Here is a 25993-nt window from a genome sequence, read left to right as displayed (position 1 = left end):
TGGCGTTTGCCCTGACCGCGTGCGGTGCGCCGGACAAGCCCGCCGCGGACTCGGCATGGCCACCATCGACTGGGCGCGGTCCGTGCCGGGTCACCAAGCAGACCGATGTGGCGGCACCGATGCGCGACGGCACCCTGCTGCGCGCCGACGTCTACCGGCCTGAGCGCTCTGAACCCGTCCCGGTGATCCTGATGCGCACCCAGTACGGAAAATCGGGCGCACAGGTCTCCCCCTCGCGCTACCAGAGCCCCGACTGGTTCGCGTCGCACTGTTATCTCGTTGTCATCCAAGATGTTCGGGGCCAGGGCACATCACAGGGAACCTTCAGCGAGTTCACCAACGACCGCGACGACGGCTATGACTCGGTGGAGTGGGCCGCGGGATTGCCGGGATCGAACGGCAAGGTGGGGATGTACGGCTCGTCGTACGTGGGCGCGACGCAGTGGCTGGCCGCGACGACCACTCCCCCGCATCTGGTCACCATCGTTCCGGCCAACACCGCCTCCGACTACTTCGACGGGTGGATGTACGAAGGCGGCCAGTTCCGGCTGGCGTTCGTACTGCCGTGGGCGATCGGTCTGGCCACCACCGCCGCGACCAATCGGGGTGACGACGCCACGGCGACCGCACTGAAGTCGGCCGCCGCGGACCCGACTCGATGGCTGGACTTCGTGCCCTACCGGTCACTGCCGGTGTTACAACCCGCCAATCCCGCTGTGGCACCGTGGTATTTCGACTGGATCGCACATTCGTCACGTGACGGCTTCTGGCGGCAGTGGAGCATCCGTGACCGCTACGCGTCGGTGCGCGTGCCGGTGCTCGATGTCGAGGGATGGTACGACGCGTTCCTCGCCGGCGGGATCGAGAACTTCACCGGGATGGTGAGTTCGGCCGGCACGCCGCAGGCCCGAACGAACCAGCGGCTGGTCATCGGCCCCTGGGACCACGTGGACTGGGGCCGTGGCGGTTCCGAGCCGGCGCCGCTGCTGAAAGACATCGGCGCGGTCGGCGACAGCCCGATCAACGAATTGATGCTCGCGTGGTACGACCACTTTCTCAAGGGCATGAACAATGGCGTCAACGGGTCCTCCGGCGGCACGCCGCGGGTGGACTACTTCCTGATGGGCGCCAACAAGTGGAAGTCGGCGGATAGCTGGCCATTGCCGCAAACCGTCCTGCGCCGCTATTTCCTGTCCGGAGACGGTCAGATCGACTCGCGCAGCGGGACACTGGGCGCGGCGGCGCCTCCTGCCGATCAGGCGCCGGACCGCTACGTCTACGACCCGACCGATCCTGCACCCAGCATGGGCGGACATTCGTGTTGTGGCGCCCGCTCCGGTCCGCAGGGCCCCTACGACCAGACCCCGGTCGAGCAGCGTTCCGATGTCCTGATCTACAGCAGTGATCCGCTCGCGGCCGATACCGAGGTGACCGGACCGACGACCGTCGACCTCTGGGCGTCGTCATCGGCCGTCGACACCGACTTCACCGCGAAGCTGATCGTGGTGAAGCCCGACGGCGACGCGATCAACCTCAACAACGGCATCCTGCGGACGGCGTTTCGCGACTCGTTGTCCGACGCGAGCCCGGGCATTCCGAATCGGCCCTACGAGTACCACATCGCGATCTGGCCGACGAGTTACCTCTTCCGGGCGGGTGACCGGATCCGGCTGGAGATCTCCAGCAGTGACTACCCGCAGTTCGCGCCCAACCCGAACACGGGTGCACCGTTCGGGCAGAGCACCGCGACCATGCCCGCGACGCAAACGATCCTGCACGACGCCGCACATCCGTCGGCGGTGGTCATCCCGGTGATTCCCGCGGGCGACGCGGGATCCGACAGATTCCCGATCACGCGCTGAGGCACACAGGACCGATCAGCTGCCGAGGAGTTCCCGGTCGCTCTCGACATGAGTACCGGCGTCGGGGTGATCGTGAGACGCATCTCGTCCCACGACGTGGGCGATGACCCAATGCAGCCCGATCACGATCGCGCTGGCGAAGACCGACAGGACGAGCCAAGCATCCGGGGGTATCGCCTTGGCCAGTCCCAACACAGTTTCCATCGCGGGTTCCGTCCTCCGGTCATAGGGCCCCACCCCGCCGCCAAGCGCCCAGTTTTTGCAAGCACGTGCAGATTTAGCGAATTATTGCACTTTAGCTGATCAAGATCGCGATCGCCTACGGCGGGTCGCCCTGTTGATACCCATGCGGCCACCGTGACAGGGGCTGTGACCAGCAGTATCCGTGTCCGACTGTTTGATTCAATCCCATCACGGCTGGGCCCGACTACCCGAATCCGCTACCCGCACGTGACCACCCGCTCTGTTGGCGCATATTTTTTCGCGCCAATAGAAGTCTCAGCAAACAAATGTGTAACGCCGTGAGCACTTCTCGGCTAAGCACGTCTCACAATGGACGACAGACGGTGAAGGCCCCCTGCGCTTGATCGCAGGGGGCCTTGATATCTCTAATGACTTGCGGCGCAATACTTCTAGATTAAATGCCGCGGAATTGTGACGAATCGTTGATGCTGGCCGACTATGGCCGAACGCCTGCTATGCAGCAATCGCGCGGGCAAGGCCCGCAGCGAAGCGGGAAGCTAGCGAGGCCGAACCGAATCGGCAGCGGCGCCGATGAACACGGCGTAGGCGGCCGACATGGCGATCTGATCGATCATCTCGGCATCGCCGCCGAGCTCACGCACCTGGTCCGCAATCGCATAGCGGATCAGATCGACCGAAGTCATTATTGAATCGCTCATCGGTGGGCCACTCACTCTCGGTGCTATTCGCTCTCGGCTGTCAAGCAGAGCCACAATGCCGCCGCTAGGAAGAAGACGACGTATATAACTTTGCCCAACTCGATCACCGTAGCTCCGATCTCACCTAAGTACCTGAGACCGACCTTAGAGTTCTAACGTTAGCTTAACTATTAGATTTGCAGTGTCGTGACTATGAGATCCAGCCAACACGGCGAGAATAGTGACGCAGGTCACCTATGCGGGACAGCCTAACCTACCGCGAGAGGATTGTCGCCGAGGCCGTTCCGGGCGCGCCGTACACCTGGGCGATGCCCACCCGCGGGTTCGTCGGAACCTGGCGATCGCCCGCCTGACCGCGCAGTTGGCGCACGAGTTCGTGGACCTGTCGCAGCCCGGAGGCCCCGATCGGCTCACCGTTGGCGATCAGTCCGCCGTCGGTATTGACCGGCAGCGACCCGGTGATCTCAGTGGCCCCGTCGGCGAGCAGTTTCTCCTGCTCCCCGTCGGCGCACAGACCGGTCTCGGCCATGTGGATGATCTCGGCGCCGGCATCGGTGTCCTGCAGCTGGGCTATGTCGACGTCTTCGGGCCCGATGCCCGCGGCCTCGTAGGCGGCCCTGGCGGCGTAGACCGTCGGCGAGCAGTCCTCGTCAACAGCCGCCGACGTGGCGTGGACTTCGTAGGCACCGTAGCGCCGGGTGCGGATCTCACTGGCCCGCACGAAGACCGGGGTATCGGTGAACTTGTGGGCGATGTCCGCGCGGCACATGATGACTGCCGCAGCGCCCTCGTCGGGGGCGCAGAACATGTACTTGGTCAGCGGATAGTTGAGTACCGGAGAGTTGAGGATCTCCTCTTCGGACATCGTCTGGCGCCGAAAGGCATTGGGATTCAGCACCCCGTTGCGCAGGTTCTTGGCGGCCACTTTCGCCAGCGTGGCCCGCGAGATGTTGTGATCGTGCAGATACCGATTGGCTTTCATCCCGAAGAACTTCGTGGTCACGAACTGCCCGTTCTCGCCGTACCAGCGCGGGAGACCCAGCGTCGCCGGCTCGTCGGTGAATGCACCGCGGGGATGCTTGTCCATCCCGATCGCGATGCCGATGTCGTACTTCCCCAGCCGGATGGTGTCGGCGGTCTGCTGAATCGCGCTCGCCGACGTGGCGCAGGCATTGAACACATTGGTGAACGTGATCCCCGTCAACCCGACCAGGCGGGTCACCGCATCGGGATTCGAAATCTCATGGCTGCCACCGAAGCCGAACTGGATGTCCTTCCACCCCACCCCGGCATCGTCGAGAGCGAGCTGGATGGCTTCGGCACCCATCTGCATGGCGGACTTGTCGAACCGTCCGAACGGGTGCAGCCCGACTCCGATGATCGCGACTTCGGTGCCCTTGGTTGTCATCGGTTCGCCTCCGTCGTCGGTCGAAACGCAAAAGTGATGATCTCGTCGCCGTTTTCGTTGATCGCCAACGGCACCATGGTGAGTTCGACCTCCATCCCGAAGGCCAGCTTCGCGGGATCGCTCTCGGTCAGGCGACCCTCGACGCGCACGACATCACCGAGCTGCACAAGGCCGACACCGAACGGGGTGAAGTCGGCACCGGTCGGCCCGGCGTAGGGCGGCCCGGGCGGAAAGCCCTGGGTGGTCCAGGCCACGACCGTGCCCCGGCGCGGCAACAGAACGTCAGACACGTTGTCCCCGCTGCATTGTGGGCAGCGGGGCTGCGGCGGAAAGGTCACCGCCTGACAGCTGCCGCAGCTGCTGCCGATGAGCTGTGGGTCGAGATCGGGCCATGTGGAGATCTCCGGGGCGAGCGCTATTGCCATCAGGCGTCCTTCGAGGCTGGGCCGGTGTTCCGGCGATGTATCGAGTGGTGCGGGACGTCAGTCGGTTGGCAGCGCGGGCAGTCGGCCCGCGCTGACGACCGTCTGCAGCTCGGTGTACTCGGCAAGGCCTTCCTCGCCGAATTCGCGACCGATCCCAGACTGTTTGAAACCCCCGAAGGGACTGGCGATGTCGAGCATGTACATGTTGATGCCGTAGGTGCCGGTCCTGACCCGCCCCGAGATGTCCAGTCCGTGCGCAACGTCTTTGGTCCAGACCGACCCCGCCAGACCGTAATCGCTGTCGTTGGCGATACGAACGGCATCGTCCTCGTCGCGGTACCTGATCACGGTCAACACCGGTCCGAAGATCTCGTCACGCGCGATCGTCATGTCGTTGGTTGCCTCGACGAACAGGCTGGGCCGGACGAACCATCCTCGCTCGCGCGGCGAATCATCCCCGCCGACAACCAACTTCGCGCCCTCATCGATGCCCGTGCGGATATAGGACTGCACACGGTGTTGCTGACGCGCCGAAACCAGCGGACCGACGTCGGTGGCGGGATCGGCCGGGTCCCCGATCACCAGCGCCGACATCATGTCCGCGAGTGCATCGACCAGTTCGTCGTGCCGGTCTTCACTGACCAGGATCCGGGTCTGGGCCACACAGGCCTGCCCGTTGTTCATCAGGCTGGCCATCTTGAGCCCGGCCACCGTCTTGTCGATCCTGGCATCGTCGAGCACGATCGCCGCCGACTTGCCGCCCAGTTCGAGGCTGTAGCGCTTGAGCTGCTCGCCGCACACCGAGGCGATGTGCCTGCCGGTCGCCGAGCTGCCGGTGAACGCGATCTTGTCCACCCCGGGATGGCGCACCAGCGCGTCGCCGACCTCTCGCCCGCCGGGGACGACGGATACCACGCCCTCGGGCAGGCCCGCCTTTTCGACCATCTCGGCAACCCACAGGCTGTCCAGTGGTGTCTCCGGCGCGGGTTTGACGACCACCGTGCAGCCGGCGATCAGCGCGGGAATCAGCTTGGGCATCAACAGATTCTGCGGAACATTCCACGGGATGATGATGCCGACGACACCGACCGGCACGCGGCGAAGGTGTACCTCGCCCAGCGTGCCCTGACGCCGCTGCGCCCACGGGAAGTCGCGGGCGGCCTGCACCGCCAACCGCATCATCGTCGCCGCCCCGGCGGCCTGCCCCAGCCGGCTGAAGCTCGCCGGCGAGCCCATCTGCGCGGTGATCAGGTCGGCCATCTCGTCGACGTGCTCGGCGTAGATCGCCGCCAGACGTTCGACCGCTTCGAGGCGATCCGCCACCGTCAGCCGCGGCCATGGCCCGTGGTCGAAGGCTTCGCGCGAGGCAAGGACGGCACGGTCGATATCGTCCGCCGAACCAGCGGGGACATGCGCGATGGACTCTTCGGTGAACGGTGAGATCACCTCGATGCGCTGATCGGTGGACGGCTCCCGCCATGCGCCTCCGATGAAGATCCGCTCGTAGGAAGGAACTTTCACGGGCTGACGGCCTCCGTGCTCGAGTACGACCGCTCGGCCCAGTTACGGAACTCAGTGATGGCGCTCTCGCCCCGGGCCAGGGCAGGCTTGTCCCGATAGATCTTGGCCTCCCAGATCGGGATGTCCTGTTCGATCTGCTTGCAGAAGTCCCGAGCGAAACCCATTCCGAGTCGCGTCTTTTCACCCGTGTCGGGATCGAGTGACACGAAGAACGTGTACCGGGCGTCGACGAGCTCACCATCGATGGGGGTGACCGTCAGCACCGTGCAGGACTGGCCGAGGCCCTGGTGGCGCACCACATCGATGCCCATGCCGAACAATTCGGAGTCCACCGCTCCGTTGACCGGCCCGCGCGGCGTCTCGAAGTGCACTTCGGCCACCGCGCGGAAATTGGGGCCCTCGTGGGTGACGTCGAGGTTGCCGAACGCCGAGACTCCGTGCACCGTCGCGAAATGCGCGATGTCGACCGTGTTCTCGAAGACTTCCTGCGGGTGTGAGCGGAAGATCCAGCGCGCCTCCTCCGGCGCATAGAACTCGAAGGCGGCGTCGTCGGCTTCGGGAATCTTGGGCAGCTCCCATTCCGGTTCGCCGCCGTCTTCGCTGTGCCAGACGAAGATCATCCCCGCCCGCTCGACCGTGGGCCAGGCGCCGAGCTTGGCGATTCGGTTGGGGCTCTTTGCATATGGAATCTCGACGTTGGCGCCGTCACCGTTGAAGCGCCAGCCGTGGAACGGGCAGATCACGCAGTCCTCGCTGACCTTGCCGCCCACCGCGATATCGGCTCCGAGGTGCGGGCAGTATGCGTTCAGCACGTGCACGGTCCCCGATTCACCGCGGTAGCAGATCAGTTGTTGCCCGAAGTAGTGCAACGAGACGATCGCGCCGGGCTCGACATCACGGCCATAGGCCACCTGGAACCACCCCTGAGGGTAGTTCGAGAAGGGGAACCGAGCAGGCTCCGGCATCGCACCACCCTTTCAGAACGCAGGCCAGATGTCTATCATACTATCATAGTAAAGAAAGACACTTTGAGGCGTTGGTGTAACGCGGGAGGTGAGGTCGCAGTGCTGGACGAGCTGCTCGTGGAGCACCGCGGCGCGATTCGTATCGTGACCATCAATCGGCCCGACGCGCTCAATGTGATCGATCGAGGATTGCACCGGCGGCTTCTGGACGTCTGGCACGAACTGGACCGCGACGCCGATGCGCGCTGCGTGGTGCTCACCGGCGCCGGCCGGGTGTTCAGTGGCGGAGGCGATTTCGCCTTCCTCAAGGCCCAGCACGAGTCTCTCGATCTGCGCTATCTGATCAGCCACGAGGCCGGCGAGATCCTGCGCGCAATGCTCAACTTTCGACTCCCGGTCATCGCGGCGGTCAACGGACCGGCCGTCGGTCTCGGCGCCTCACTGGTGTTGAGCAGCGATCTGATCGTCATGTCGCAGCGCAGCTATCTGAGCGACCCGCACGTGTCCATCGGCCTGCCCGCCGGTGACGGGGGTGCCCTCCTGTGGCCGTACTACCTGAGCATGGCGCGAGCCAAGGAGTACATCTACACCGGCGAGCGCATCACCGCCCAGCGCAGCGCGGAACTCGGGCTCGCCAACCGCGTCGCCGAGCCCGAGGAGCTGATGACCACCGCCCTCGATCTCGCCGACCGCCTGGCGCACCAGCCCGCTCGCGCGCTGCAGCTGACCAAGCGCGCCTTCGCCAAGCACCTCTCGCTGACGGCGGCGGCAATCATTGATTTTGGATTGGCCGCGGAGACAACCGAATTGGGAGCCGGCGAACACATCTCGCAGATTCGGGCTTTCCTCGGTGACGAGAAGTACGATGCGTTGGAGGTCAGCGATGCCTGACGGCGTCGGCGTGCCCGCCGAGACCAATAGCGCTAATTTTGTAAGATTGCATATCCGAAGTGACGTGGCCTGCGGCGACCACCGAGCTCCTCACCGTGCCGCTGGTGGTCAGTCATGAAGAACGTCGCAGCAGGGCGTGAGACGAGGCGTCGGCTGACGTCTCCGCGTATCGCGGAGACCGTCGCCGATGAGTTGCGCCGCCAGATCGTCGACGGCGAGCTCGCCGACGGCGACCTGCTTCCCCCACAGGCCGTGCTGGTGGAGCATTTCAACGTCAGCCTGGTCTCGCTGCGCGAGGCGCTGCGCATCCTGGAGACCGAAGGTCTGGTGTCGGTGCGTCGCGGCAATCAGGGCGGTGCGGTGGTGCACGCCCCGACCAAGAACAGTGCCGCCTACATGTTGGGGCTTGTCCTGCAAAGCAATCAGGTGCACCTGTCCGACCTCGGCGACGCGTTGCGAGACCTGGAACCGACATGCGCGGCGCTGGCCGCCCAGCGCGCCGACCGGGTCAAGACCATCGTGCCGGAACTGCGCCGGATCAACGCGGAGATGGACAAGCATCTCGACGACGGACCGTTGTTCACCGATCTGGGCCGCCAGTTTCACGACGCGGTGGTACGCGGTTGCGGCAACGCCACCGTCACCGCAGTGGTCAGCAGCCTCGAGGCACTCTGGAGCAGCCACGAACAGCGTTGGGCTGAAAGGACTTCGGCGGCCGGTGAGTACCCGTCGACGACACAGCGCAAGGCGGCGCTCAAGGCCCATACCGCGCTGGCGGACGCGATCGAGTCGGGTGACGCAGAGCGGGCCCGGCGGGTCGCGACGCGTCATCTGGCCGATGCTCAGACATTCGTGTTGTCCGACGAGGCGAGCACCCGGGTCATCACCGCATCACCGCCGCAGGCGCTGGCGCGCTGGCGTTCGCAGTAATCGACGGAGGGCGGACGCGTGCGCAATGCGATTGTCACCGGCGGCAGTGGCGGTATCGGCAAGGTGGTGGGGCGTCGACTGGTCGAATGCGGCTACGACGTCCTTCTGACCGCGCGCCGGGAAGCTCCACTGCGGGCAGCCGCAGACGAGATCGGCGCCAGGTGGGTGGTCGCAGACGCCTCGAATCCCGACAGCTTCGCAGCTGCGCTGAGCGATCTCGACCATGTCGACCTGCTTGTGCATGCCGCCGGGGTGCTGGGCGGCACCTACGCACGTAAGCAGACCTTCGAACAATGGCAGACCATCATCTCGGCGAACCTCGACTCCTGTTTCGTCGTGACACAGGCCGCACTACCGCTGATGCGACCGGGTTCGCGCTTCATCTTCCTGTCGTCGTCCTCGTCCCATGAGCCGATGCCCGGACGCACCGCGTACTCGGCGTCGAAGGCGGGGATGAACGCCTTCGCCCGCGCGCTCGCGCTCGAGGTCGACCGCGACGGCATCGTCGTCAACATCGTCACCCCCGGCCCGGTGGAAACCGAGATGCTGGAAGACGTTCCGTTCGAGATGTATGCGATCACCGCAACCGATGTCGCCGACACGGTCGCGTGGCTGGACACGGTGCCGCCCTCGGTGGATCTGCCCGAGATCCGCCTCAACGCGATCACCCGCGGACCCTCTGCGCGTCCCCCCGTGGTGCCGCTCGAGGCGCACCGACGCGCGGCCAGTAACTGACGAACTCCTGCAGATCACGATCGCCGGGTGCGGGTTTGACGTCGCCTCGTCTACTTTACTATTTTAGTAAAGAAAGGGAGATGGATGCAGATCGGACCTTCAGCGGACCAACTGAGCCTGCGCGACGGCGTGCGCGAGGTGCTGGCGTCCGACTGCCCGCTGACGCTGGATCGGCGGGTCTACGAAGACGGTGAGGCCTGGCAACCGTTGTGGCACAACATCGTCGACCTCGGCTGGACGTGGCTGGCCCGACGCGGGTACGACGACGGTGCCGAAGACCTCGGATTGACGACGCTGGATCTGGTCCTCACCCTCGAAGCCCTGGGCTCGGCTCTGGCACCCATACCGTTCGTGAGCAGCGTGGGCATGGCCGCCGGCGTGGCCAGGGCCGGGGGTAGGGCCACCGACGCGCTGCTGTCGGCGATCGCCGGAGGCACGGTGGCGACGCTGGCGGCGCACTCCCCGACCGACCGCCTGCCCGGCGCGACGATGACACTGTCGGCCGGGCGGGTGCGGGGCGAGGCGATCGCAGTCCCCGACGCTGTCAACGCCGAGCTGTTGGTCGTGCTCGGTTCCGACGGCGACGACACCACGATGGCCGTCGTGCCCACGGCCGGTGACGGGGTGGTGATCCAGCACGTCGATTCGGCCGACCCGGCGCGCCCGCTGGCGACCGTCACCGTGGATGCCCCTGCCGAACTGACCGTGCCCGTCGAGATCGAAACCGCCTTGGGCCCAGCACTGTTGGCGATCGCCGCCGAACTTGTCGGCGTGGCACACGCCGCGCTGGACATCGCCGTCGAGCATGCCAAGAACCGGCATCAGTTCGATCGGCCGATCGGATCGTTCCAGGCGATCAAGCACGGACTGGCCGACAATCGGGTCAGCGTCGAGCGAGCCCGCAGCCTCGCCTATCTGGCCGCCGCACGCGTCGACGATGAGTCCGTCGGCCCGGCCGAACGCTGGCGCAGCTGCGCGTTGGCCAAAGCGGCCGCCGGCGATGCGGCCCTTGCCGCGACGCGGACCGCCGTGCAGGTGCTGGGCGCACTGGGCCAAACCTGGGAACACGACATCCACCTCTACCTGCGTCGCGCCTGGCTGGGCGCCGCGCAGCTCGGGGATTCGTCGAGCCTCTATCACCTCGAGGGCAAGCGCTTCATGGCAGGAGCGGGCCGATGATCCAGACTCCGCTGCGTGACGAGTTCGCCGAATGGCTGACCTCGGTCCTGCCTGCCGACTACTACCAGAACTACTCCACCTACCGGTGGGACATCGGGCTGCGGCGCGACTACCAGCGTGCGCTCTTCAAAGCCGGCTGGATCCAGCCGACCTGGCCCGAGGGGCAGGGCGGCCGCGGATTGACTTCGGCTGAGGCACTGGAGATCCGGCTCGAAGGCGCACTGCGGTCGGCCCCCAAGCTGCCCAACATCGCCGGACCCAACGTCGCGGCGGCGAGCATCAGGGCCTTCGGCACACCCGAACAAGTGGACCGCCTGCTGGCGCCATGTCTCTCGGGCGACGAGTGGTGGGCGCTGGGGATGTCCGAGCCCGATGCGGGATCGGATTTCGCGGGCCTGCGCACCCGCGCCGTCCGCACCGGGGACACCTTCGTGGTCAATGGCCATAAGATCTGGACCACCCAGGCACACGAGTCACGCTGGTGTCTGCTCTACGCGCGCACCAATCCCCAAGCGCCCAAACACAAAGGCATCTCCTGCTTTGTGCTGGACCTGCAGGCGCCGGGCGTCACGATCAATCCGATCCGGATGGCGTCGCGATCCGACGAGACCTTCTGCGAGGTCTTCCTCGAGGACGTCGAGATCCCCGCCACGGACCTACTCGGCCCCGAGGACGGCGGCTGGGGTGTGGCGATCTCGTCGCTGGGCCATGAGCGCCAAATGATCTGGGTGATGAACTGGGTGGAGATCCAGCGCGGCCTGGCCTCGATCCAGGCGAACCAGACCGGGTCCTGCGAAGACCTCTACGGAGCTGTCGGTGGGCTGATGGCAGACGCGGAAGCGTTGCGGGCCAGCGGATATCGAGCCATGAACAACGATCAGGCGGGCCGCCCGAGCCCGGAGGGCGACATCCTCAAGCTGCTGGGTTCCACGACGCTGCAACGAACCTGGGAGATCAGCGCCGCCGCGGCCGGCTCGGCAGCGAACACCGACCCCGACCTGGAATTCGAACGCCACGATGCCCTGGCGGCGGGAATCTACGGCGGCACATCCGAGGTGCAACGCAACATCATCGGCGAGCGGCTGCTCGGCCTCCCGAAAGGATGAGACGTGGACTACGCGCTGGGAGATGACGCCGCCGCACTGCGGCAACAGCTGCGCGATCTGATGAAGACCCACCTGCCCGAGAAGTTCCATGGTGCGTTCACCGACGATCCGCGGGACCTGGCCACCACAGAGGCGTTCTGCCGGCTGCTGGCCAAAGAGGGCCTGCTGACCTTGGCGTGGCCCAAAGAGTATGGCGGCGGCGGAGGTTCGGTGTGGCAACAGACCGTGGTGCGGGAGGAGATGTGGGCCGCACACGAGCCCCGCGGCGCCCAATACATGGGCGTCAACTGGGTGGGCCCGGCGATCATGCGCTACGGCACCGCCGAGCAGAAGGCCACCCACCTCGGCGCCATCTCGGCCGGTGAAGTGATCTGGTGCCAGGGCTTCTCCGAACCCGAGGCAGGTACCGACCTGGCATCGCTGCGCACGCGCGCGGTACGCGACGGTGACGAGTGGGTGATCAACGGTCAGAAGATCTGGACGTCGTATGCGCTGATGGCGCAGTGGTGTGTGCTTGCCACCCGTACCGAACCCGTCGACGGGTCGTCGGGCCGGCACACCCTGTTTCTGATCCCGATGGACCGGGCCGGCGTCACCGCACGGCCGATCAGGTCGATGCTGGGACCGCATCACCTCAACGAGGTGTTCTTCGACAACGTCGCGGCCACCGACGCCGATATCCTCGGCGAGGTCGGCGGCGGCTGGCAGGTGATCCGTGAGGCGCTGGCGTTCGAGCGCGTGGGGATCGCCCGCTACGCGCGCTGTGAGTCGCTACTGGAACGGCTGCGCGTCGAGCTCGGCGAGCAATGGGACGAGCTGGCCGAGTCGATCCGCACCCGCTGGGCGCGTGCCCTGGTCGACCTACGGGTGGCCCGGTTGCTCGCCTACCGGGCGGTGTCGCTGTTCGACGATCCCGCAGCGCCCGCGGCCGCGAGTTCGGCCAGGATCGCGGCCACCACCTGCGATCAGAAGGTCGCCGAGCTGCTGTTCGACGCGTTGGGCGCGGCAGCGATGGACGCCAAACCCGACGCCGTGCTCGACGGCGCGATCGACGACCACTGGCGATACGCACAGGCCGCCACGGTGGCCTCGGGAACCATCGAGGTGCAACGGATGCTGGTCGCGCGTGAGCTGCTGGGAGGCCGCTGATGGAAACGTCACTGCCCGAACACATTCGGGAGTTCGGCCGGGTGGCCCAGCATCGTTTCGAGACACTCGGCGGACCGCAGGAGTCATCGCTGCCCGCTGAACGTAACGGAACGCTGCGCAAGCCCGCGGCGGCCGCGCTGGCCGAGATCGGTGCCGCCGAACTCGACGTCCGCAACGATCCCGAGAGCCGGCTCGCCGGTGCGGCGGTCGCGCGTGCGGCGGGCGCAACGCTGTTGCCCTACCCGGTGATCGAAGACCTGATGGCGATCGACGGCGCGCGGCTTGCTCTGATCGACCCCCGGATCCCACGCGTCGACCACGGCGACCTGCCCGGGCCGTGGCTGCTCGCCGACCTCGACGGCATCTCCTATTCCGCGACATTGGGCGCGCGGAGCACGGCGAAGCTCGGACCGTTCTTGGTGAAGGCCACCGACCTGTCGCCCGTCGGCACCGTGGCCCGCTGCGACCTCGCACTGCATCTGATCTTGCAGTCGTGGCGCATCCTGGGGGCGCTGGAGCGCGCCCTGGAGATCACCTGTGACCACGTCAAGGCGCGCACCCAGTTCGGCAAAACACTCTCGGAGTTCCAATTCGTGAGGTTCACGATCGCGGATGCGAGCGTCACCCTGCGTGGCCTGGAAGAGCTGGCCAAGTTCAGCCTGTCCCGATGGACTGCCGACACCGATGTCATCGGGTGGACCGATGCGCTGATGTGCAAGATCAAGGCCGCTGAGGCCGGCATCCAACTGATGCGCACCAGCCACCAACTGTTGGGTGCGTTGGGTTTTTGCGACGAATCCGATATCAGCGTGATCGACCGCCACCTGCAACCCGCCCTTCGGCTTCCCGAAAGCGTTGAGGCGCTGTCACTTCGACTCAGTCCGGAGATCGGCGCGGGTCACGTGGAGACACTTTTCTCATGATTTCGACGCCCGCCTCGGTTCCCCGATTGGATACTCCCCTTATGCCTGACTCCCAGCAGCCCGCCGACGACGAGATCCCGTACGGCCGCCAGCTCACCAACCGGGCCGTGGCGGACCCGCACGGGACCGCGGTGATCGTGGTCGGCAAGGACGGCTCCGACACCGAGGTCAGCTGGTCGGAACTGGAGCGGTATGCCAACCAGTGGGCCCGAGCGCTGCAGGATGCTCCCGTGCCGCAGGGCGCGATGGTCGCCCTGCCGGTGCCGAATTCCGTTGAGCTGATTGCCGCGACGCTCGCGACCTGGAAGGTGGGCGCCACCCCGGTTCCGATGCGATGGGACCTCCCCGCCTGGGAACATCAGCGGCTCATCGAGGTCATCGATCCCGCGGTCATCATCACCGAGGACAACGTCGCCGGCTGGGCCGCCCGCGCCGCCGAGCACGATGACAGCCCGCTGCCCGACGTCGTGTCGCCGGCCGTCAACGGCATCTGCAGCTCCGGGTCGACCGGCCTGCCCAAGATCATCCTGAACACGACACCGGCGCTGTGGAGCGCGGAGCGCAACGTGCCGTTCATGGCGCAGTGGACCCCGGTCACCCAGCCGCAGATCATCCTCGTTCCCGCACCGATGTACCACACCAACGGGTTCGGCACGCTGAATTACCTGTTGACCGGGGACAGGTTGGTGGTGCTGGAGAAGTTCGACGCGAGGGTGGCACTGGATGCCATTGAGCGCCATCGGGTTACGACGTTCACCGCGACTCCGACGATGCTGTCCCGCATCGCCGACGTGCCCGATGTCACCAGCCGGGACCTGTCCAGTCTCGAGTGGATATTGCAGGGCGCGGCGGTCATGCCATCACACCTGTTGCGGCGGTGGTTCGACCTGCTCAGTCCGGAGCAGGTGCTGATGGCCTACGGAATGACCGAAAACCTTGGCCTGACGGCATTGCGCGGCGACGAATGGCTCGAACATCCCGGCAGCGTCGGACGCGGTTTCCGGGACACCGAAATCCGCGTCGTCGGCGACGACGGCTTGCCCGTGGCGCCCGGTGAGTTCGGCGAGATCTATTTGCGGGCACCGATGAACGACCAATACCGCTACATCGGCGGCGCCAAGCAGCTGCCGAGGACACCGGACGGGTTCGCCACCGCGGGCGACATCGGCTACCTCGACGCCGACGGCTATCTCTTCATCGCCGACCGCCGAACCGACATGATCGTCACCGGCGGCGCGAATGTGTTTCCGGCCGAAGTCGAATCGGCACTCATCGAACACCCGCAGATCGCCGACGTCGTGGTGATCGGCATCTCGGACGCACACTGGGGTCGTCGGGTGCACGCCGTCGTCCAGGCCAGCGAGACCGGCGCACCGCCCACCGAACAAGACGTCATCCTGTTCGCGAAAGGCAAGCTCGCCGGCTACAAAGTGCCGAAGACGGTCGAGTTCGTCGAGGAGATCCCCCGCACGGCCGCGACCAAGGTCAACCGGTCGGCGATGGTCGAGGCGCGCGGCGGCTAGCGCGCGGGCATCAGCTCGACCATCACCCCGTCGGGATCGACCACCGTGGCGGCGAATCCACCACCGGGCGTGGGCATCGTGCGCGGCGTTCCGCCGAGGTGCAGTTCCTCGAGGCGGCTCAGCACCGCGGGCACATCGGCCCGCATCGACAGCAGGAACAGCCCCCGCGCCGGGCCGCCAGGGCCGGGACCGCTGGCGCTGATGCGGCTGGTACCCAGATCGAGCAGCTCGACGATGCCCGCTTCCGGCGACGACGGGTCGCCCAGAAAGATGAACCGCACCTCGCTCGTGTGCACGCCGAGCAGCGGATGCAGGTCAGCGTTCAACACCCGGTCCGACACCACTTCCAACCCGAGGCCGTCTCGGTAGAAGCGCAGCGACAGTTCGATATCTCGCACGCACAATCCGGCGTGGTGAAGCAGGGGCATGGATTTCTCCGCTGTTCGGCCGCTCGGCGGGTGACAATGAGTACCGGACGCTAATGGCGCAATGGTGGGACAGCAGCGGAGATAGTGTGACATCATGTGCGGTGGATGTAAAGCGATTGGAGTTAGGATCTCGTGCCCACAGAGGCTGAGCTGTCGACCCGGCGCCGGATACTCGACGCCACCTACGTGGTGTTGTCGCGCAGCGGCCGGCGCAATCTCCTACTCGCCGATGTCGCCGCCGAAGCCAAGGTCTCCCGGCCCACGCTGTACCGGCACTTCGGCTCACGCGAAGGCCTGCTCGAGGCGTTCAGCCAGTATGAACAGGACAATTTCGACGCCGGCATGGCCCGTGCGATCGCAGGCCTGCACGGCGAGGATCGCCTAGACGCGGCGTTGCAGTTCGTCGTCGACTTCCAGGATGCACACTCGGCACGCCATATCGTCGACCTGGAACCCGAGCACATCCTGGTGCAGATGCGACTCACGCTTCCGGTGATCGAGAAACGCATTCGCCAGGTGTTGTCCGGCGACAACGCCGATATCGCGGCCTCGGCGATCGTGCACATCGCGATCTGCCACTACCTGGTGCAGGGCGGCACTCCCGAGCAGTTCCTCGCCGAGTTACGCCTGGCCGCAGGCCTGGACCCCCGGCGCCGGCGGGCACCGAAATCAGCCGCCAGCTAGGGAATCCACCCAGACGTTACTTTTCGTCGCAAGAAGTAATATTTGGCGCCAAGATTTTGGTTTACATCAACCCGGTTCCATGTAACATGCTTCTCATGCCGGCGTCCACCCCCAAGCACCTCCTGATCGGTGCGGCTCGCCATCTGATCGTCACGGGTGTCGCCGTATGGGCGGTGGACAGCGCGCGGCGCCGGGCGCGTTCGACACGCGACGCCACGGACCATCGCGGCGCTGACGCGGGATGCCCGGCACAGCCGGCCCCGGTTTGCCTGCCGGACGGTGATGATTGGCTGCCGAACGTTCACCGCGAGATCGCCGAATTGAACGCCTTTGCAGGCTATTTCGAGCAGTCCGACACGTTCGGCCGGCACGAGGGCGATATGGCCGACGACGTGTTCGTCCGGCTCGACGACCTCCGGTGGCTGCTCGCCGACTACGTCCTGCACGGGGCACGCGTGCGGCGCCTCGTCGAGCTGCCGGTGCTGGTGGAGTCCATCCTCGGCTTCTCGTCCCCCAACTCGGACGCCCAGGGCCGTCTGCGTGCGACAGCTCACGATCTGCTGTCGTCGGTCCGCGCCACCAACGAAGTCATGTTCGACTGGCTGCTGACCCACCGTGTCGTCATCCCGGATCCCGACTTCCTCGACAGCAACGCCCTTCTCGACCGATACCGCCGGATGGAGCTCGAGCCGCAGTCGGTGTCGAGTGATCCGCTGTATCTGTTGGTCTGCCTGATCCACGACGCACTGGAGGCCGCCGAGCAGTTCGACAATGTCGAGGACGCGATGCTGGAGCGCTTCGAGGCCCAGCTGACCAAACCCCTTGCCGCGATCGAACTCGAAATCGCCGCCGCGGTGGCGTTCAACAACTCACTGGTCGGTGTGTTCCGCGATCCCCATCCGACCGAGGCTGCTTGACCCCTACCAGCGGGCTTCGTTGCATGTGCCGTCGGTGGTGACGACGACGGATTGTCCGACGAGTTCCCGAGATTCGGCATCGGCGAGCAGTGCTGGATCCTTGACGCGAGCCAGCGCCCGCCCGTCCGGAGTGTCCAGCACCACCAGGCCCTGTTCGGCGCCGCCGTCCCTACCGTGCGCGACGGTATAGGCGAGCACCGCCGCCGCACCGGAAAACTCGGCGTGAACCCGATGCCGGGGCTGGTTTGCCTCGACGGTGGCCTGTAGCTCTGCAGGGTCTGCGAGCTCGGGTTCGCCGAGGGGGACCGACGACCACACTGCGGCAACGTGTTTGGCCAAGTGCATCCCGACTCCGGTGACCAGCGCGTGCCCGGCGGCGCCGCCGAGGAGGTCGTAGGCGGTGGCGATGGCATGCGTGACGTAGCCACTCGCGGGACCGCCCGCGTAGGGCAGGCCACCGGTGATCGTCGTCCCGCGTTCGTCGTCGAGCGCCAATCCGAGCGCGTCACAGGCGAGCCGGACCGACGACGGGAAGCACGAATACAGATCGAATGTCGTGATGTCGGACAGCGTGAGGCCGGCCGACGCGAGGGCTTGACGGCCGGTGACCGCCATGGCAACGGACTTGGACAGATCGTCTCGTTCGGCGACGGTGGCAGGGTCCTCGGCATACGCCCAGCCGGACAGGTAGATCCGCCGATCCTCTGGCACGCCAAGCGAATCGGCCTTGGCCCGCGTCGCCAGCAGAAGGGCAGCCGACATGTCGACGTCCATCACCGCGACTTCACGTTTGGTGTAGGGCCACCCGACATAGCGATTGACGTCGGTGACCGTACCGACCTCGGCCGCGCTGAGCACATCGGGACGCCAGGCGTGTGGATTGCCGGCAGCGACCCGGGTCATGGCCGCCATCGCCGCGGCGGCCTCGGCGGCGTCAGCGGACAGCGAGGCGCCGCGGTGGGCCCGGCGGGCGGTGTCCCACAACGGAAATGTCTCCCACGCCTGGAAAACCGAGTGGTTGGCCTCCGAGGCATGCGGCGGGTCCCACGGGAACGGCGTCGACTTGCGGTACTGCCAGGGCAGCCGCGCGCCTTCCTTCTTGGCTTTGCGCACCGTGGCCAGGGCTTCCGCGCTGCAGATGAGCGCCAGGTCGAGATCGCCGCGCAACATGGCCTCAGCGGTGCTGTTGACCAGCTGCTGGGGCGTGGTTCCGCCGATACCCGAATACACCCGATGCCGCGGTTGCGCGCCGATCAGGGACGCGAGGCGCCCCACCGGATCGTCGTACGGCCAGCTCTGGCAGTACACGACCTGTAGCGAGTCGATACCGGCGATGATGTCCGGCGCCCCGGCGAGAGCGGCGGCTTCGCGCGCCCGCTGCGCCCAACTCACCAGTGGCTCAGGGGCTTCGCCGTCGCGAACCGTGTGCTGTGCGGCCCCGATGACGCAGAGCTGCCGGGAACTGCTCGTGCCCATTCCTCAGCGACCGGTCCAGCGCGGTGGTCGCTTCTCGGCGAACGCGCGTGGCCCTTCCTTGGCGTCTTCGGTGGCGAACACCTCGCGCGAGATCGCGCTCTCGTTGCGGTAGGCGTCACGCAGGTCCATCTTCAGGCCCTCCAGCACACTGCGTTTGGTGGCCTTGACGGCCAGCGGTGCATTCTTGACGATCCTCGCCGCATACTCGAAAGCCTTGTCCATCAGCTCGTCTTCGCTGACGACGGCATTGAGCAGACCCATCTGGAACGCCCGCTGCGCGTCGATGATGTCGGCGCACAGCAGGAACTCCTGGGCCTGGGCGAAGGGAATCTGGCGCGGCAGCCGGACCGTGGTGCCGCCGCCGGCGAACAGCCCGCGGGCCGGCTCGAGAACTCCGAACGTCGCGTGCTCACTGGCGACGCGGATGTCGACCCCGCCGAGCATCTCCATGCCGCCGGCCACGCACGGCCCGTTGATCGCCGCGATGATCGGCTTGTAGATCTTGCTTCCACGCAGCACGGCGTCGGTGCCGTCGGACAGCGAATACCCCTTGACCGAGGTTGCGGTTCCCTCCTTGAGTTCCTTTGCCAGCGCCGTGATTTCGGGCACGTACGTCTTGAGATCGGCGCCGGACATGTAGGAGCGCCCGACGCCGGTGAAAATCGCCACCCAGGCGTCGTCGTCGCCGTCGAAACGCTTCCAGGCTTGCGCGAGCTGGTGGAAGTGCTCGAGGTCGCAGGCGTTCCTGGCCTCGGGGCGATCGAGGGTGATGAGCGCGACGTGCTCCGCACCCGGACGTGTCGCGAGCTGATAGTGAACCGGCACCGAAATTCCCTTCGAGTTTGTCTAGAGCCGTTCGGACGCCGCGGCGTCCGGCTGCGGGTAGGCCTGCATCCTGTCGTGCGCGACGAATTGGTCACGCCAGCGATCACGTTCGTCAGCGGTGAACGGTACGTAGACCAGCGACCGGTCTTGGCGCCACCACACGGGGTCGTCGCACTCCCAGGCGTCCCGTCGCAGCGGCTTCTTGTCGACCTTGCCGTGCCCGACCACGGGTATCGCTGGTGTCACGCGGACAAAGCGCGGCGCCCATTTGGTTCCCAGATCGGCTTGGCCGCCGAGGAACTCGGCGAAGTCATCGGGATCGAACACCTGCCCGGGAGCCATCTCCAGTACGGCCATCACCTGGTCACCGCTGGCCGGGTCGGGCACCCCGAAGACCGCGGCGGCGGCCGCGTGTCGATAGCGGTTGACGATGCGCTCGACCGGCCCGGCCGCGAAGTTCTCCGAGTCGACCCGGATCCAGTCCCCCACCCGCCCGGCGAACCAGAACACCCCGTCGCCGTCGCGGTAGGCGAGGTCACCGGACCAGAACCAGCCCCCGCGCAGCCGATCCGACTGTGCCTCCGGGTTGTCCCAGTAGCCTTCGAAAGAACCCGCCGCGTCTCGGCGCACGAGTTCGCCGGTGGCGTCGGCGGCGTTGCTCAGCAAGCCGTTGTCGTCGAATTCGGCTACCGCACACTCCTTACCGTGTTCGTCGACCACGGCGATATCGGCGCCCTTCGGGGCGACCCCCAGTGAACCCGGCTTGGCTGCGGGCATCAGCGAGATGCCGCCCTCGCTGGAGCCGTAACCGCTGAACACCCGGACACCGAAGCGCTCGCGGAAGGCGTCGCAATCCCGGGGAGACGCTTCCGGGGCGAGCACCACCCGCAGCTTGTGGTCGCGGTCGTGCACCGTCGGCGCGGTGGCGAGGATATAGCCCAGCGCCCGGCCGACGGTGCTGGTGAAGGTCACCCCGTTGCGGCGGACGTCGTCGAGCCAGGCACCGGCGGAGAACCTGTCCCGCAGGACGAGGCGGCATCCGCTGGCCAATGCGGGAAACAGCGTGGCGCTCAACGCATTACCGTGAGCCAGCGGCATCGGGCAATACAGCACGGCTTCGGCGCCGAACCCCAGACCTCCCGCGACCCCGGCGAGCCTGCTCTGGCTGCACTTCGCGGCCTTGGGAGCCGAGGTGGATCCGGAGGTGAACAGCAGGAACAGCAGCGTCGACGGTGACGGCTCGTCGTCTGGTAGCGCCGCCCCGGCATAGGCGGCCCACGGGGCGTCATCGACGAGCACGCACTCGCCGACGAGGTCGGCGTAGGTCGCGTCCGCCACGACGAATTGGCAAGCGGTGTGGGTGATATCGCGGGCCAGCTCGGCGCCACGGCGGGTGGAGTTCAGCCCGACGATGCACGCGCCGGCCAGCGCGGCGCCGAGGATCTGGAAGACGTATTCGGGCACATTGGGCAGCAGCACACCGACGTGGGGCGGGCGCCCGCGATGAAGGGTGTCGCGCATCCATTCCGCGCGGACGGCCGCCTCGGCGACCACTTCCCGCCACGTCCACGTCTGATCGCCGAAGATCAGCGCGACGTTGTCGTCGTCGGCGCGCGCCTTGACCAACGCGGCAGCGGTGATCTGGGGCTTATCGGTCATGCGTCGCGACTCCCGGGAGGGCATCGAGTGACAACTGAGGGCGCCACTTTCTATCTGCGGATAATAGCAATATTGACATCATTACTTAGCCCATCAGCGGATCTCGCGGGAGCCCGAGCAGACGTTCGGCGATGGTGTTGCGCATGATTTCCGACGTGCCGCCGGCGATTGTCAGGCAGCGGGCGTAGATGTAGGCGTGCGTCAGCTCGGGGGCGGCCCCCACCACCGCGGCTGTGCCGGCCAACTCCATACCCAATTCGGTTTGATGTTGCGCACTTTCGGCGGTGAGCAGTTTGGCGACGTTGGCTTCCGGGCCCGCCGCGGCACCGAGAATCGCACGACTTGCCCGCCGCCGATTGAGCAGAGTGATGGTGTGCGATTCGGCGATGACCTCGCCGGTCCGTCGAGTCAGCGCCGCAGCGGTGTCGGCAGATGCGTTGTCCAGCAAGGCGATCAACTCGTCCGCGTCAACCCCCGGCAGGCCGTCGCCGCCCGCGATGGAGACTCGCTCGTTGCCCAGCGTCGCCCTGGCGACCGCCCAGCCGCGGCCGACTTCGCCGACCACATCGCTGTCGGGCACGAACACGTCGTCGAAGAAGACCTCGTTGAAGAGGGCTTCCCCGGTCATTTCCCGCAGTGGACGCACGGTGACACCCGGGCTGGACATGTCGATGGCCATCATCGTCACACCCGCATGTTTGGGGGCGTCCGGATCGGTACGGACGGTCGCAATCCCCCACTGGCATTGCTCCGCCAGGCTGGTCCAGACCTTCTGGCCGTTGATCCGCCAGCCGCCCTCGACGCGGCGGGCCGCCGTACGCACGGCCGCGGCGTCGGATCCCGCCCCCGGCTCGGAGAACAACTGACACCACATGGTCTGACCCCGCAGCACCGGCTCCACCCACCGGTTGCGCTGCTCGTCGGTACCGGCTTCGGTGATGGTCAGCATGACCCAGCCGGTGATGCCCATGGTCGGGAGCTCGACGTCCGCGAACTCCTCTTCGATCACCAACTGCTCGATCGTGCCCGCCTCGCGCCCGTAGGGCGCACGCCAATGTGGCACGAGGTAGCCCGAATCCACCAGGAAGTCGCGGTGTTGCTCCGGTGGCAGACTCTGCAGCTTCGTGACGACCGCGCGCGCCGACTGTCGGTAGACATCCGCCTCGGCGGGCAGTTCGAAGGTGGCACCGCGAGCCACACCATCGCGCTGCGCGGCGACGATGTCACACCAGGGATCTGCGCCATCGGTGCTCAGCGCGGCGAGGGTGCGCGCCCGGCGCAGGTACAGGTGCGCATCGTGTTCCCACGTGTAGCCGATACCGCCATGTAGCTGGATATTGGTTTGTGCCGTGAACACCTGGGCGCGGGCGGCCTGCGCCGACGCCACCGCCGCGGCGAACCAGGCACCGTCGAGATCGTCGGACCGGGCGGCGTCCCAGGTCGCCGCGGTGGCTTGCTCGGCGGCGATCAGCATGTTGGCCAGGTGGTGTTTGACCGCTTGGAAGCTGCCGATCGACCGGCCGAACTGCTCGCGCGTCGCGACGTAATCGCGGGCCATCTCGACGCACGCCCAGCTGGCGCCGACCGCCTCGGCCGCCGACAGGATTCGCCAGATCGCGCGGGCGGTGCGGGCAGCCCCGGGCAGCACCCGATCCGGTGTCACTGCCACGTCGTGCAGTGCCACCGCTCCCACCGACCGGGTGCGGTCCAGCCCCGACAGGTCGGTGATCTCGACACCGTCGGCGCCGGCGTCGACGACGACAACGTCGTCGCCCGCCATCAAGACGAGAATGTCGGCCTCTGGTGCGCCCAGCACCGCGGGGCTCGTGCCGGCGACCGTCCCCTCAGCCGCGACGGTGACATCGCCGCCCAGACCGACCGCGGCGACACGGCTGCCGTCGGCCAGGCCGGGCAGAACAGCTTTCCGCAGGTCGATACCGCCGATCCGGTCGATGACGGTGCTGGCGACCACGGTGGGCAGGAACGGCCCTGGACTGACCTCGTGCCCGAGCGCCTCGAGCACGATCGTGAGTTCGGGGAGCCCGAAGCCGGAGCCACCGTATTCCTCGGCGATGGCCAGTCCGGTCCATCCCAGTTCGCTTGCGATGCGCAAGATTCCGCCGGACTCTGCGGAGCCAGACCCGTCTTGCGCCGAACGGGCACGCCGGCGACTCTCGGCCCGCTTCAGCGCGCCGAGCGCGGCGTCGGCCAGTTCACGGTGCTCCTCGGTGATCGCCAGCATCGACGTCTTCACCCGCGGCGTCCCAGATTCGTCATCCACTTCTCCATGCCTGCGGTAACTGCTATCGTTGCGATTACCGTAACGATAGCAAAGCGGCGGTGCCGTCATAGGAAGGTGTCTTCGATGGACGTAAACGACTTGGTGCTCGTGAGTGTGGACGATCACGTGGTCGAACCGCCCAATCTGTTCGACGGACGACTGCCTGCCAAGTACGCCGATCTGGCGCCGAAATTCATCACCCGTGCCGATGGCACGGATGCGTGGGAGTACAACGGTGAAACGGTCGCCAACGTCGCGCTCAACGCCGTGGCAGGCCGGCCGAAGGAGGAGTACGGGATCGAGCCGACGTCCTTCTCCCAGCTCCGCAAGGGCACCTACGACCACGCCGAGCGGGTCAAGGACATGAGCGCCAACGGCGTTCTGGGCTCACTCTGCTTCCCCTCGTTCCCCCAGTTCTGCGGGCAGCTGTTCGCCAGAACCGCGGACAAGGACGTCGCGCTCGCGATGGTCAGGGCCTACAACGACTGGCACATCGACGAGTGGTGCGGCAGCAATCCGGGCCGCTTCATCCCCTGCGCCCTGCCTGCGATCTGGGATCCGGAGGTGATGGCCGCCGAGATCCGTCGTGTCGCCAAAAAGGGTTGTCACGCACTGACATTCAGTGAGAACCCCTCGAAGCTCGGCTGGCCGTCTATTCACGATCCGCACTGGAACCCGGTGTGGGAGGCATGCAGCGACGAATCCGTGGTGGTCTGCATGCACATCGGCTCGTCCTCGCAGCTGACGATCACCTCGCCCGATGCCCCGATGGACGTGATGATCACGCTGCAGCCGATGAACATCGTGCAGGCCGCCGCCGATCTGGTGTGGTCGAACATGCTGCGCAACTTCCCTGATCTGAAGGTGGCGCTCTCTGAGGGTGGCATCGGCTGGATTCCTTACTTCCTCGAGCGCATCGACTACAACTACGACCGGCATCACGCGTGGACGGGGCAGGATTTCGGCGACAAGTTGCCGAGCGAGATCTTCAACGAGCATGTGCTGACTTGTTTCATCGACGACAAGTTCGGCCTCGCCAGCCGCGAGCATCTGGCCATGGACATGGTCACCTGGGAATGCGACTATCCGCACTCCGACTCGAACTGGCCGGAGTCACCGGAGATCCTGTCGCAGTCGCTGGCAGGGCTTTCGGACGCCGAGATCGACGCGGTGACCCATCGCAACGCCATGCGGCACTTCAATTTCGACCCCTTCACCGTCCTCGGCGGGCGGGAGAATTGCACGGTCGGCGCGCTGCGCAAGCAGGTCGAAGGTCATGACGTGGCCATCCGGGCGCAGCGCCGCGCCGACGACGACGGGTCGCACGCCACCAAGGCGACCGACCTGTTGAAGATGGCGATGTCCAATTCGGACTAGCCACGAGAGGAGCGGCTCGATGCTTACCGTCGGTTACACTGCAGCCAGAACGGTTAGCGACACGGCTCGTCGGCAGATGACTCAGGGAGTGAGCATGTCAGAACCCGTCGCGGCGAAATCCCGCGCGGTCAAGCCCAAGCGGCGCCCGCGGGGATCGCTGGCTCTCGAGGACATCGTCTCGGGCGCTTTCGAATTGGCCGAAGAGGTCTCGATCGCCGGATTGAGCATGCCACTGCTGGCCAAGCATATGGACGCTCCTGTCACGAGCATCTACTGGCACTTCCGTAAGAAGGAGCAACTGCTCGACGCGATGACCGAGCGCGCGATCCTGCAGTATCACTTCAGCAGCCCGTTCATCGGCGGTGGAACCTGGCAAGACGGTCTACGCAACCACTTTCGGGAAATCCGCCGCGTGTTCCAGGAGCAGCCGGTGCTGTGTGAGCTCATCTTGATGCGCACCGGCGAACTCAGCCCCGAGGCCACCCACACCTCCGTGGACAATCTCGAGGCGGCCGTCGGCACCCTGGTCGAGGCCGGCTTCAAACCCGATGACGCGCTGAGCGTCTATCTGGCGCTGTCGGCGTTCAGCCGGGGCACCTCGATGATCGAACATCTCAATGCCGTGCAGCGCCGCCACCCAGGACGGCGCGCGACCGGTGTCACGACCGAGCATCCCTATCTGTATGAGCTTGAGTACCAGGGTCATTCGATCGAAACCTTGGAGTTCGAGTTCACACTCGAGGCATTGATCAGCCGCGCAGAAGCCATCCTGGCAGAGACCACCGGCGCCAAGAAGACCCGTCGCCGGTAATAAACCGCCCCTTCGT

24 protein-coding genes are annotated in these 25993 nt (G+C 66.3%); 13 read left to right on the top strand and 11 right to left on the bottom strand.

Features of this window, described 5'->3' with window-relative positions; all coding sequences use genetic code 11:
- Positions 1-119 precede the first annotated feature (119 nt).
- Entirely contained in the window at positions 120-1862 is a 1743-nt protein-coding gene (locus tag EV580_RS29680) for a CocE/NonD family hydrolase (protein WP_133696805.1), read from the top strand.
- Positions 1863-1877: 15 nt separating this feature from the next.
- Here EV580_RS29680 and EV580_RS29675 read toward each other — a convergent pair whose 3' ends face one another.
- From EV580_RS29675 to EV580_RS29655, 6 genes are all read right to left on the bottom strand, one after another.
- Positions 1878-2066, bottom strand: coding sequence for a hypothetical protein (locus EV580_RS29675; RefSeq protein WP_133696152.1), 189 nt, complete (start codon positions 2064-2066; stop codon positions 1878-1880).
- A 536-nt stretch (positions 2067-2602) separates the two neighbouring features.
- On the bottom strand, positions 2603-2749 hold the full coding sequence (locus EV580_RS33945; protein WP_166654945.1) for a hypothetical protein: 147 nt from the start codon (positions 2747-2749) through the stop codon (positions 2603-2605).
- A gap of 268 nt (positions 2750-3017) precedes the next feature.
- Positions 3018-4172, bottom strand: coding sequence for a thiolase family protein (locus EV580_RS29670; RefSeq protein WP_133696150.1), 1155 nt, complete (start codon positions 4170-4172; stop codon positions 3018-3020).
- On the bottom strand, positions 4169-4597 hold the full coding sequence (locus tag EV580_RS29665; RefSeq protein WP_133696149.1) for a Zn-ribbon domain-containing OB-fold protein: 429 nt from the start codon (positions 4595-4597) through the stop codon (positions 4169-4171). The genes EV580_RS29670 and EV580_RS29665 overlap by 4 nt, the downstream gene beginning before the upstream one ends.
- A gap of 57 nt (positions 4598-4654) precedes the next feature.
- A complete protein-coding gene (locus EV580_RS29660; RefSeq protein WP_133696147.1) occupies positions 4655-6118 on the bottom strand; it encodes an aldehyde dehydrogenase in 1464 nt (487 codons plus the stop codon).
- A complete protein-coding gene (locus EV580_RS29655) occupies positions 6115-7083 on the bottom strand; it encodes a Rieske 2Fe-2S domain-containing protein (protein WP_133696145.1) in 969 nt (322 codons plus the stop codon). The genes EV580_RS29660 and EV580_RS29655 overlap by 4 nt, the downstream gene beginning before the upstream one ends.
- Before the next feature lie 99 nt (positions 7084-7182).
- Between EV580_RS29655 and EV580_RS29650 the strand changes: the two genes are divergently transcribed.
- The 8 genes from EV580_RS29650 (at position 7183) to EV580_RS29615 (ending at position 15519) form a co-directional block, all read left to right on the top strand.
- Positions 7183-7974 carry an enoyl-CoA hydratase/isomerase family protein gene (locus EV580_RS29650; protein ID WP_166654951.1) on the top strand — a complete coding sequence of 264 codons (792 nt, stop codon included), beginning with the start codon at positions 7183-7185 and terminating at the stop codon, positions 7972-7974.
- Positions 7975-8088: 114 nt separating this feature from the next.
- Complete coding sequence (locus EV580_RS29645) at positions 8089-8904, top strand: FadR/GntR family transcriptional regulator (protein ID WP_133696142.1); 816 nt, start codon at positions 8089-8091, stop codon at positions 8902-8904.
- Positions 8905-8922: 18 nt separating this feature from the next.
- Positions 8923-9639 carry an SDR family NAD(P)-dependent oxidoreductase gene (locus tag EV580_RS29640; protein ID WP_133696141.1) on the top strand — a complete coding sequence of 239 codons (717 nt, stop codon included), beginning with the start codon at positions 8923-8925 and terminating at the stop codon, positions 9637-9639.
- Positions 9640-9723: 84 nt separating this feature from the next.
- Positions 9724-10818 (top strand): acyl-CoA dehydrogenase family protein, encoded by a 1095-nt coding sequence (locus EV580_RS29635; RefSeq protein WP_133696139.1) that lies wholly within the window; start codon positions 9724-9726, stop codon positions 10816-10818.
- Positions 10815-11924, top strand: a complete 1110-nt coding sequence (locus EV580_RS29630; protein WP_133696138.1) for an acyl-CoA dehydrogenase family protein — start codon at positions 10815-10817, stop codon at positions 11922-11924. The genes EV580_RS29635 and EV580_RS29630 overlap by 4 nt, the downstream gene beginning before the upstream one ends.
- A 3-nt stretch (positions 11925-11927) precedes the next feature.
- The gene (locus tag EV580_RS29625) at positions 11928-13073 is read left to right on the top strand and encodes an acyl-CoA dehydrogenase family protein (protein WP_133696136.1); all 1146 of its coding nucleotides are present in this window, start codon (positions 11928-11930) and stop codon (positions 13071-13073) included.
- Positions 13073-13996, top strand: coding sequence for an acyl-CoA dehydrogenase family protein (locus EV580_RS29620; protein ID WP_133696134.1), 924 nt, complete (start codon positions 13073-13075; stop codon positions 13994-13996). The genes EV580_RS29625 and EV580_RS29620 overlap by 1 nt, the downstream gene beginning before the upstream one ends.
- 41 nt (positions 13997-14037) lie before the next feature.
- A complete protein-coding gene (locus tag EV580_RS29615; protein ID WP_133696133.1) occupies positions 14038-15519 on the top strand; it encodes a class I adenylate-forming enzyme family protein in 1482 nt (493 codons plus the stop codon).
- On the opposite strand, the gene EV580_RS29610 is transcribed toward EV580_RS29615, so the two are convergent.
- Complete coding sequence (locus EV580_RS29610) at positions 15516-15947, bottom strand: VOC family protein (RefSeq protein WP_166654950.1); 432 nt, start codon at positions 15945-15947, stop codon at positions 15516-15518. The genes EV580_RS29615 and EV580_RS29610 overlap by 4 nt on opposite strands.
- 132 nt (positions 15948-16079) lie before the next feature.
- On the opposite strand from EV580_RS29610, the gene EV580_RS29605 reads away from it, so the two are divergent.
- Positions 16080-16631: a TetR/AcrR family transcriptional regulator gene (locus EV580_RS29605; RefSeq protein ID WP_133696130.1), complete on the top strand. Its 552-nt coding sequence runs from the start codon at positions 16080-16082 to the stop codon at positions 16629-16631.
- Positions 16632-16726: 95 nt separating this feature from the next.
- Positions 16727-17548 carry a hypothetical protein gene (locus EV580_RS29600; protein ID WP_133696128.1) on the top strand — a complete coding sequence of 274 codons (822 nt, stop codon included), beginning with the start codon at positions 16727-16729 and terminating at the stop codon, positions 17546-17548.
- Positions 17549-17551: 3 nt separating this feature from the next.
- On the opposite strand, the gene EV580_RS29595 is transcribed toward EV580_RS29600, so the two are convergent.
- The 4 genes from EV580_RS29595 to EV580_RS29580 form a co-directional block, all read right to left on the bottom strand.
- Positions 17552-19024: a TLP1 C-terminal extension domain-containing protein gene (locus EV580_RS29595; RefSeq protein WP_133696126.1), complete on the bottom strand. Its 1473-nt coding sequence runs from the start codon at positions 19022-19024 to the stop codon at positions 17552-17554.
- 3 nt (positions 19025-19027) lie between these two features.
- The gene (locus EV580_RS29590; RefSeq protein ID WP_133696125.1) at positions 19028-19849 is read right to left on the bottom strand and encodes an enoyl-CoA hydratase-related protein; all 822 of its coding nucleotides are present in this window, start codon (positions 19847-19849) and stop codon (positions 19028-19030) included.
- Between the two features lie 21 nt (positions 19850-19870).
- A complete protein-coding gene (locus tag EV580_RS29585; RefSeq protein WP_133696123.1) occupies positions 19871-21508 on the bottom strand; it encodes an AMP-binding protein in 1638 nt (545 codons plus the stop codon).
- Between the two features lie 85 nt (positions 21509-21593).
- Positions 21594-23762, bottom strand: coding sequence for an acyl-CoA dehydrogenase family protein (locus EV580_RS29580; protein ID WP_133696803.1), 2169 nt, complete (start codon positions 23760-23762; stop codon positions 21594-21596).
- Between the two features lie 111 nt (positions 23763-23873).
- Between EV580_RS29580 and EV580_RS29575 the strand changes: the two genes are divergently transcribed.
- Together EV580_RS29575 and EV580_RS29570 are read left to right on the top strand one after the other, a co-directional pair.
- Entirely contained in the window at positions 23874-25166 is a 1293-nt protein-coding gene (locus EV580_RS29575) for an amidohydrolase family protein (protein ID WP_133696121.1), read from the top strand.
- 94 nt (positions 25167-25260) lie between these two features.
- Complete coding sequence (locus EV580_RS29570) at positions 25261-25977, top strand: TetR family transcriptional regulator (RefSeq protein WP_166654949.1); 717 nt, start codon at positions 25261-25263, stop codon at positions 25975-25977.
- The last annotated feature ends 16 nt before the right edge of the window (positions 25978-25993 follow it).

Source organism: Mycobacterium sp. BK086 (genome assembly GCA_004362315.1).
In the GTDB taxonomy this organism is placed as follows: Bacteria; Actinomycetota; Actinomycetes; order Mycobacteriales; family Mycobacteriaceae; genus Mycobacterium.
The sequence above is the reverse complement of the archived record's forward strand: the minus strand, read 5'-3'. Positions and strand labels throughout refer to the sequence as shown.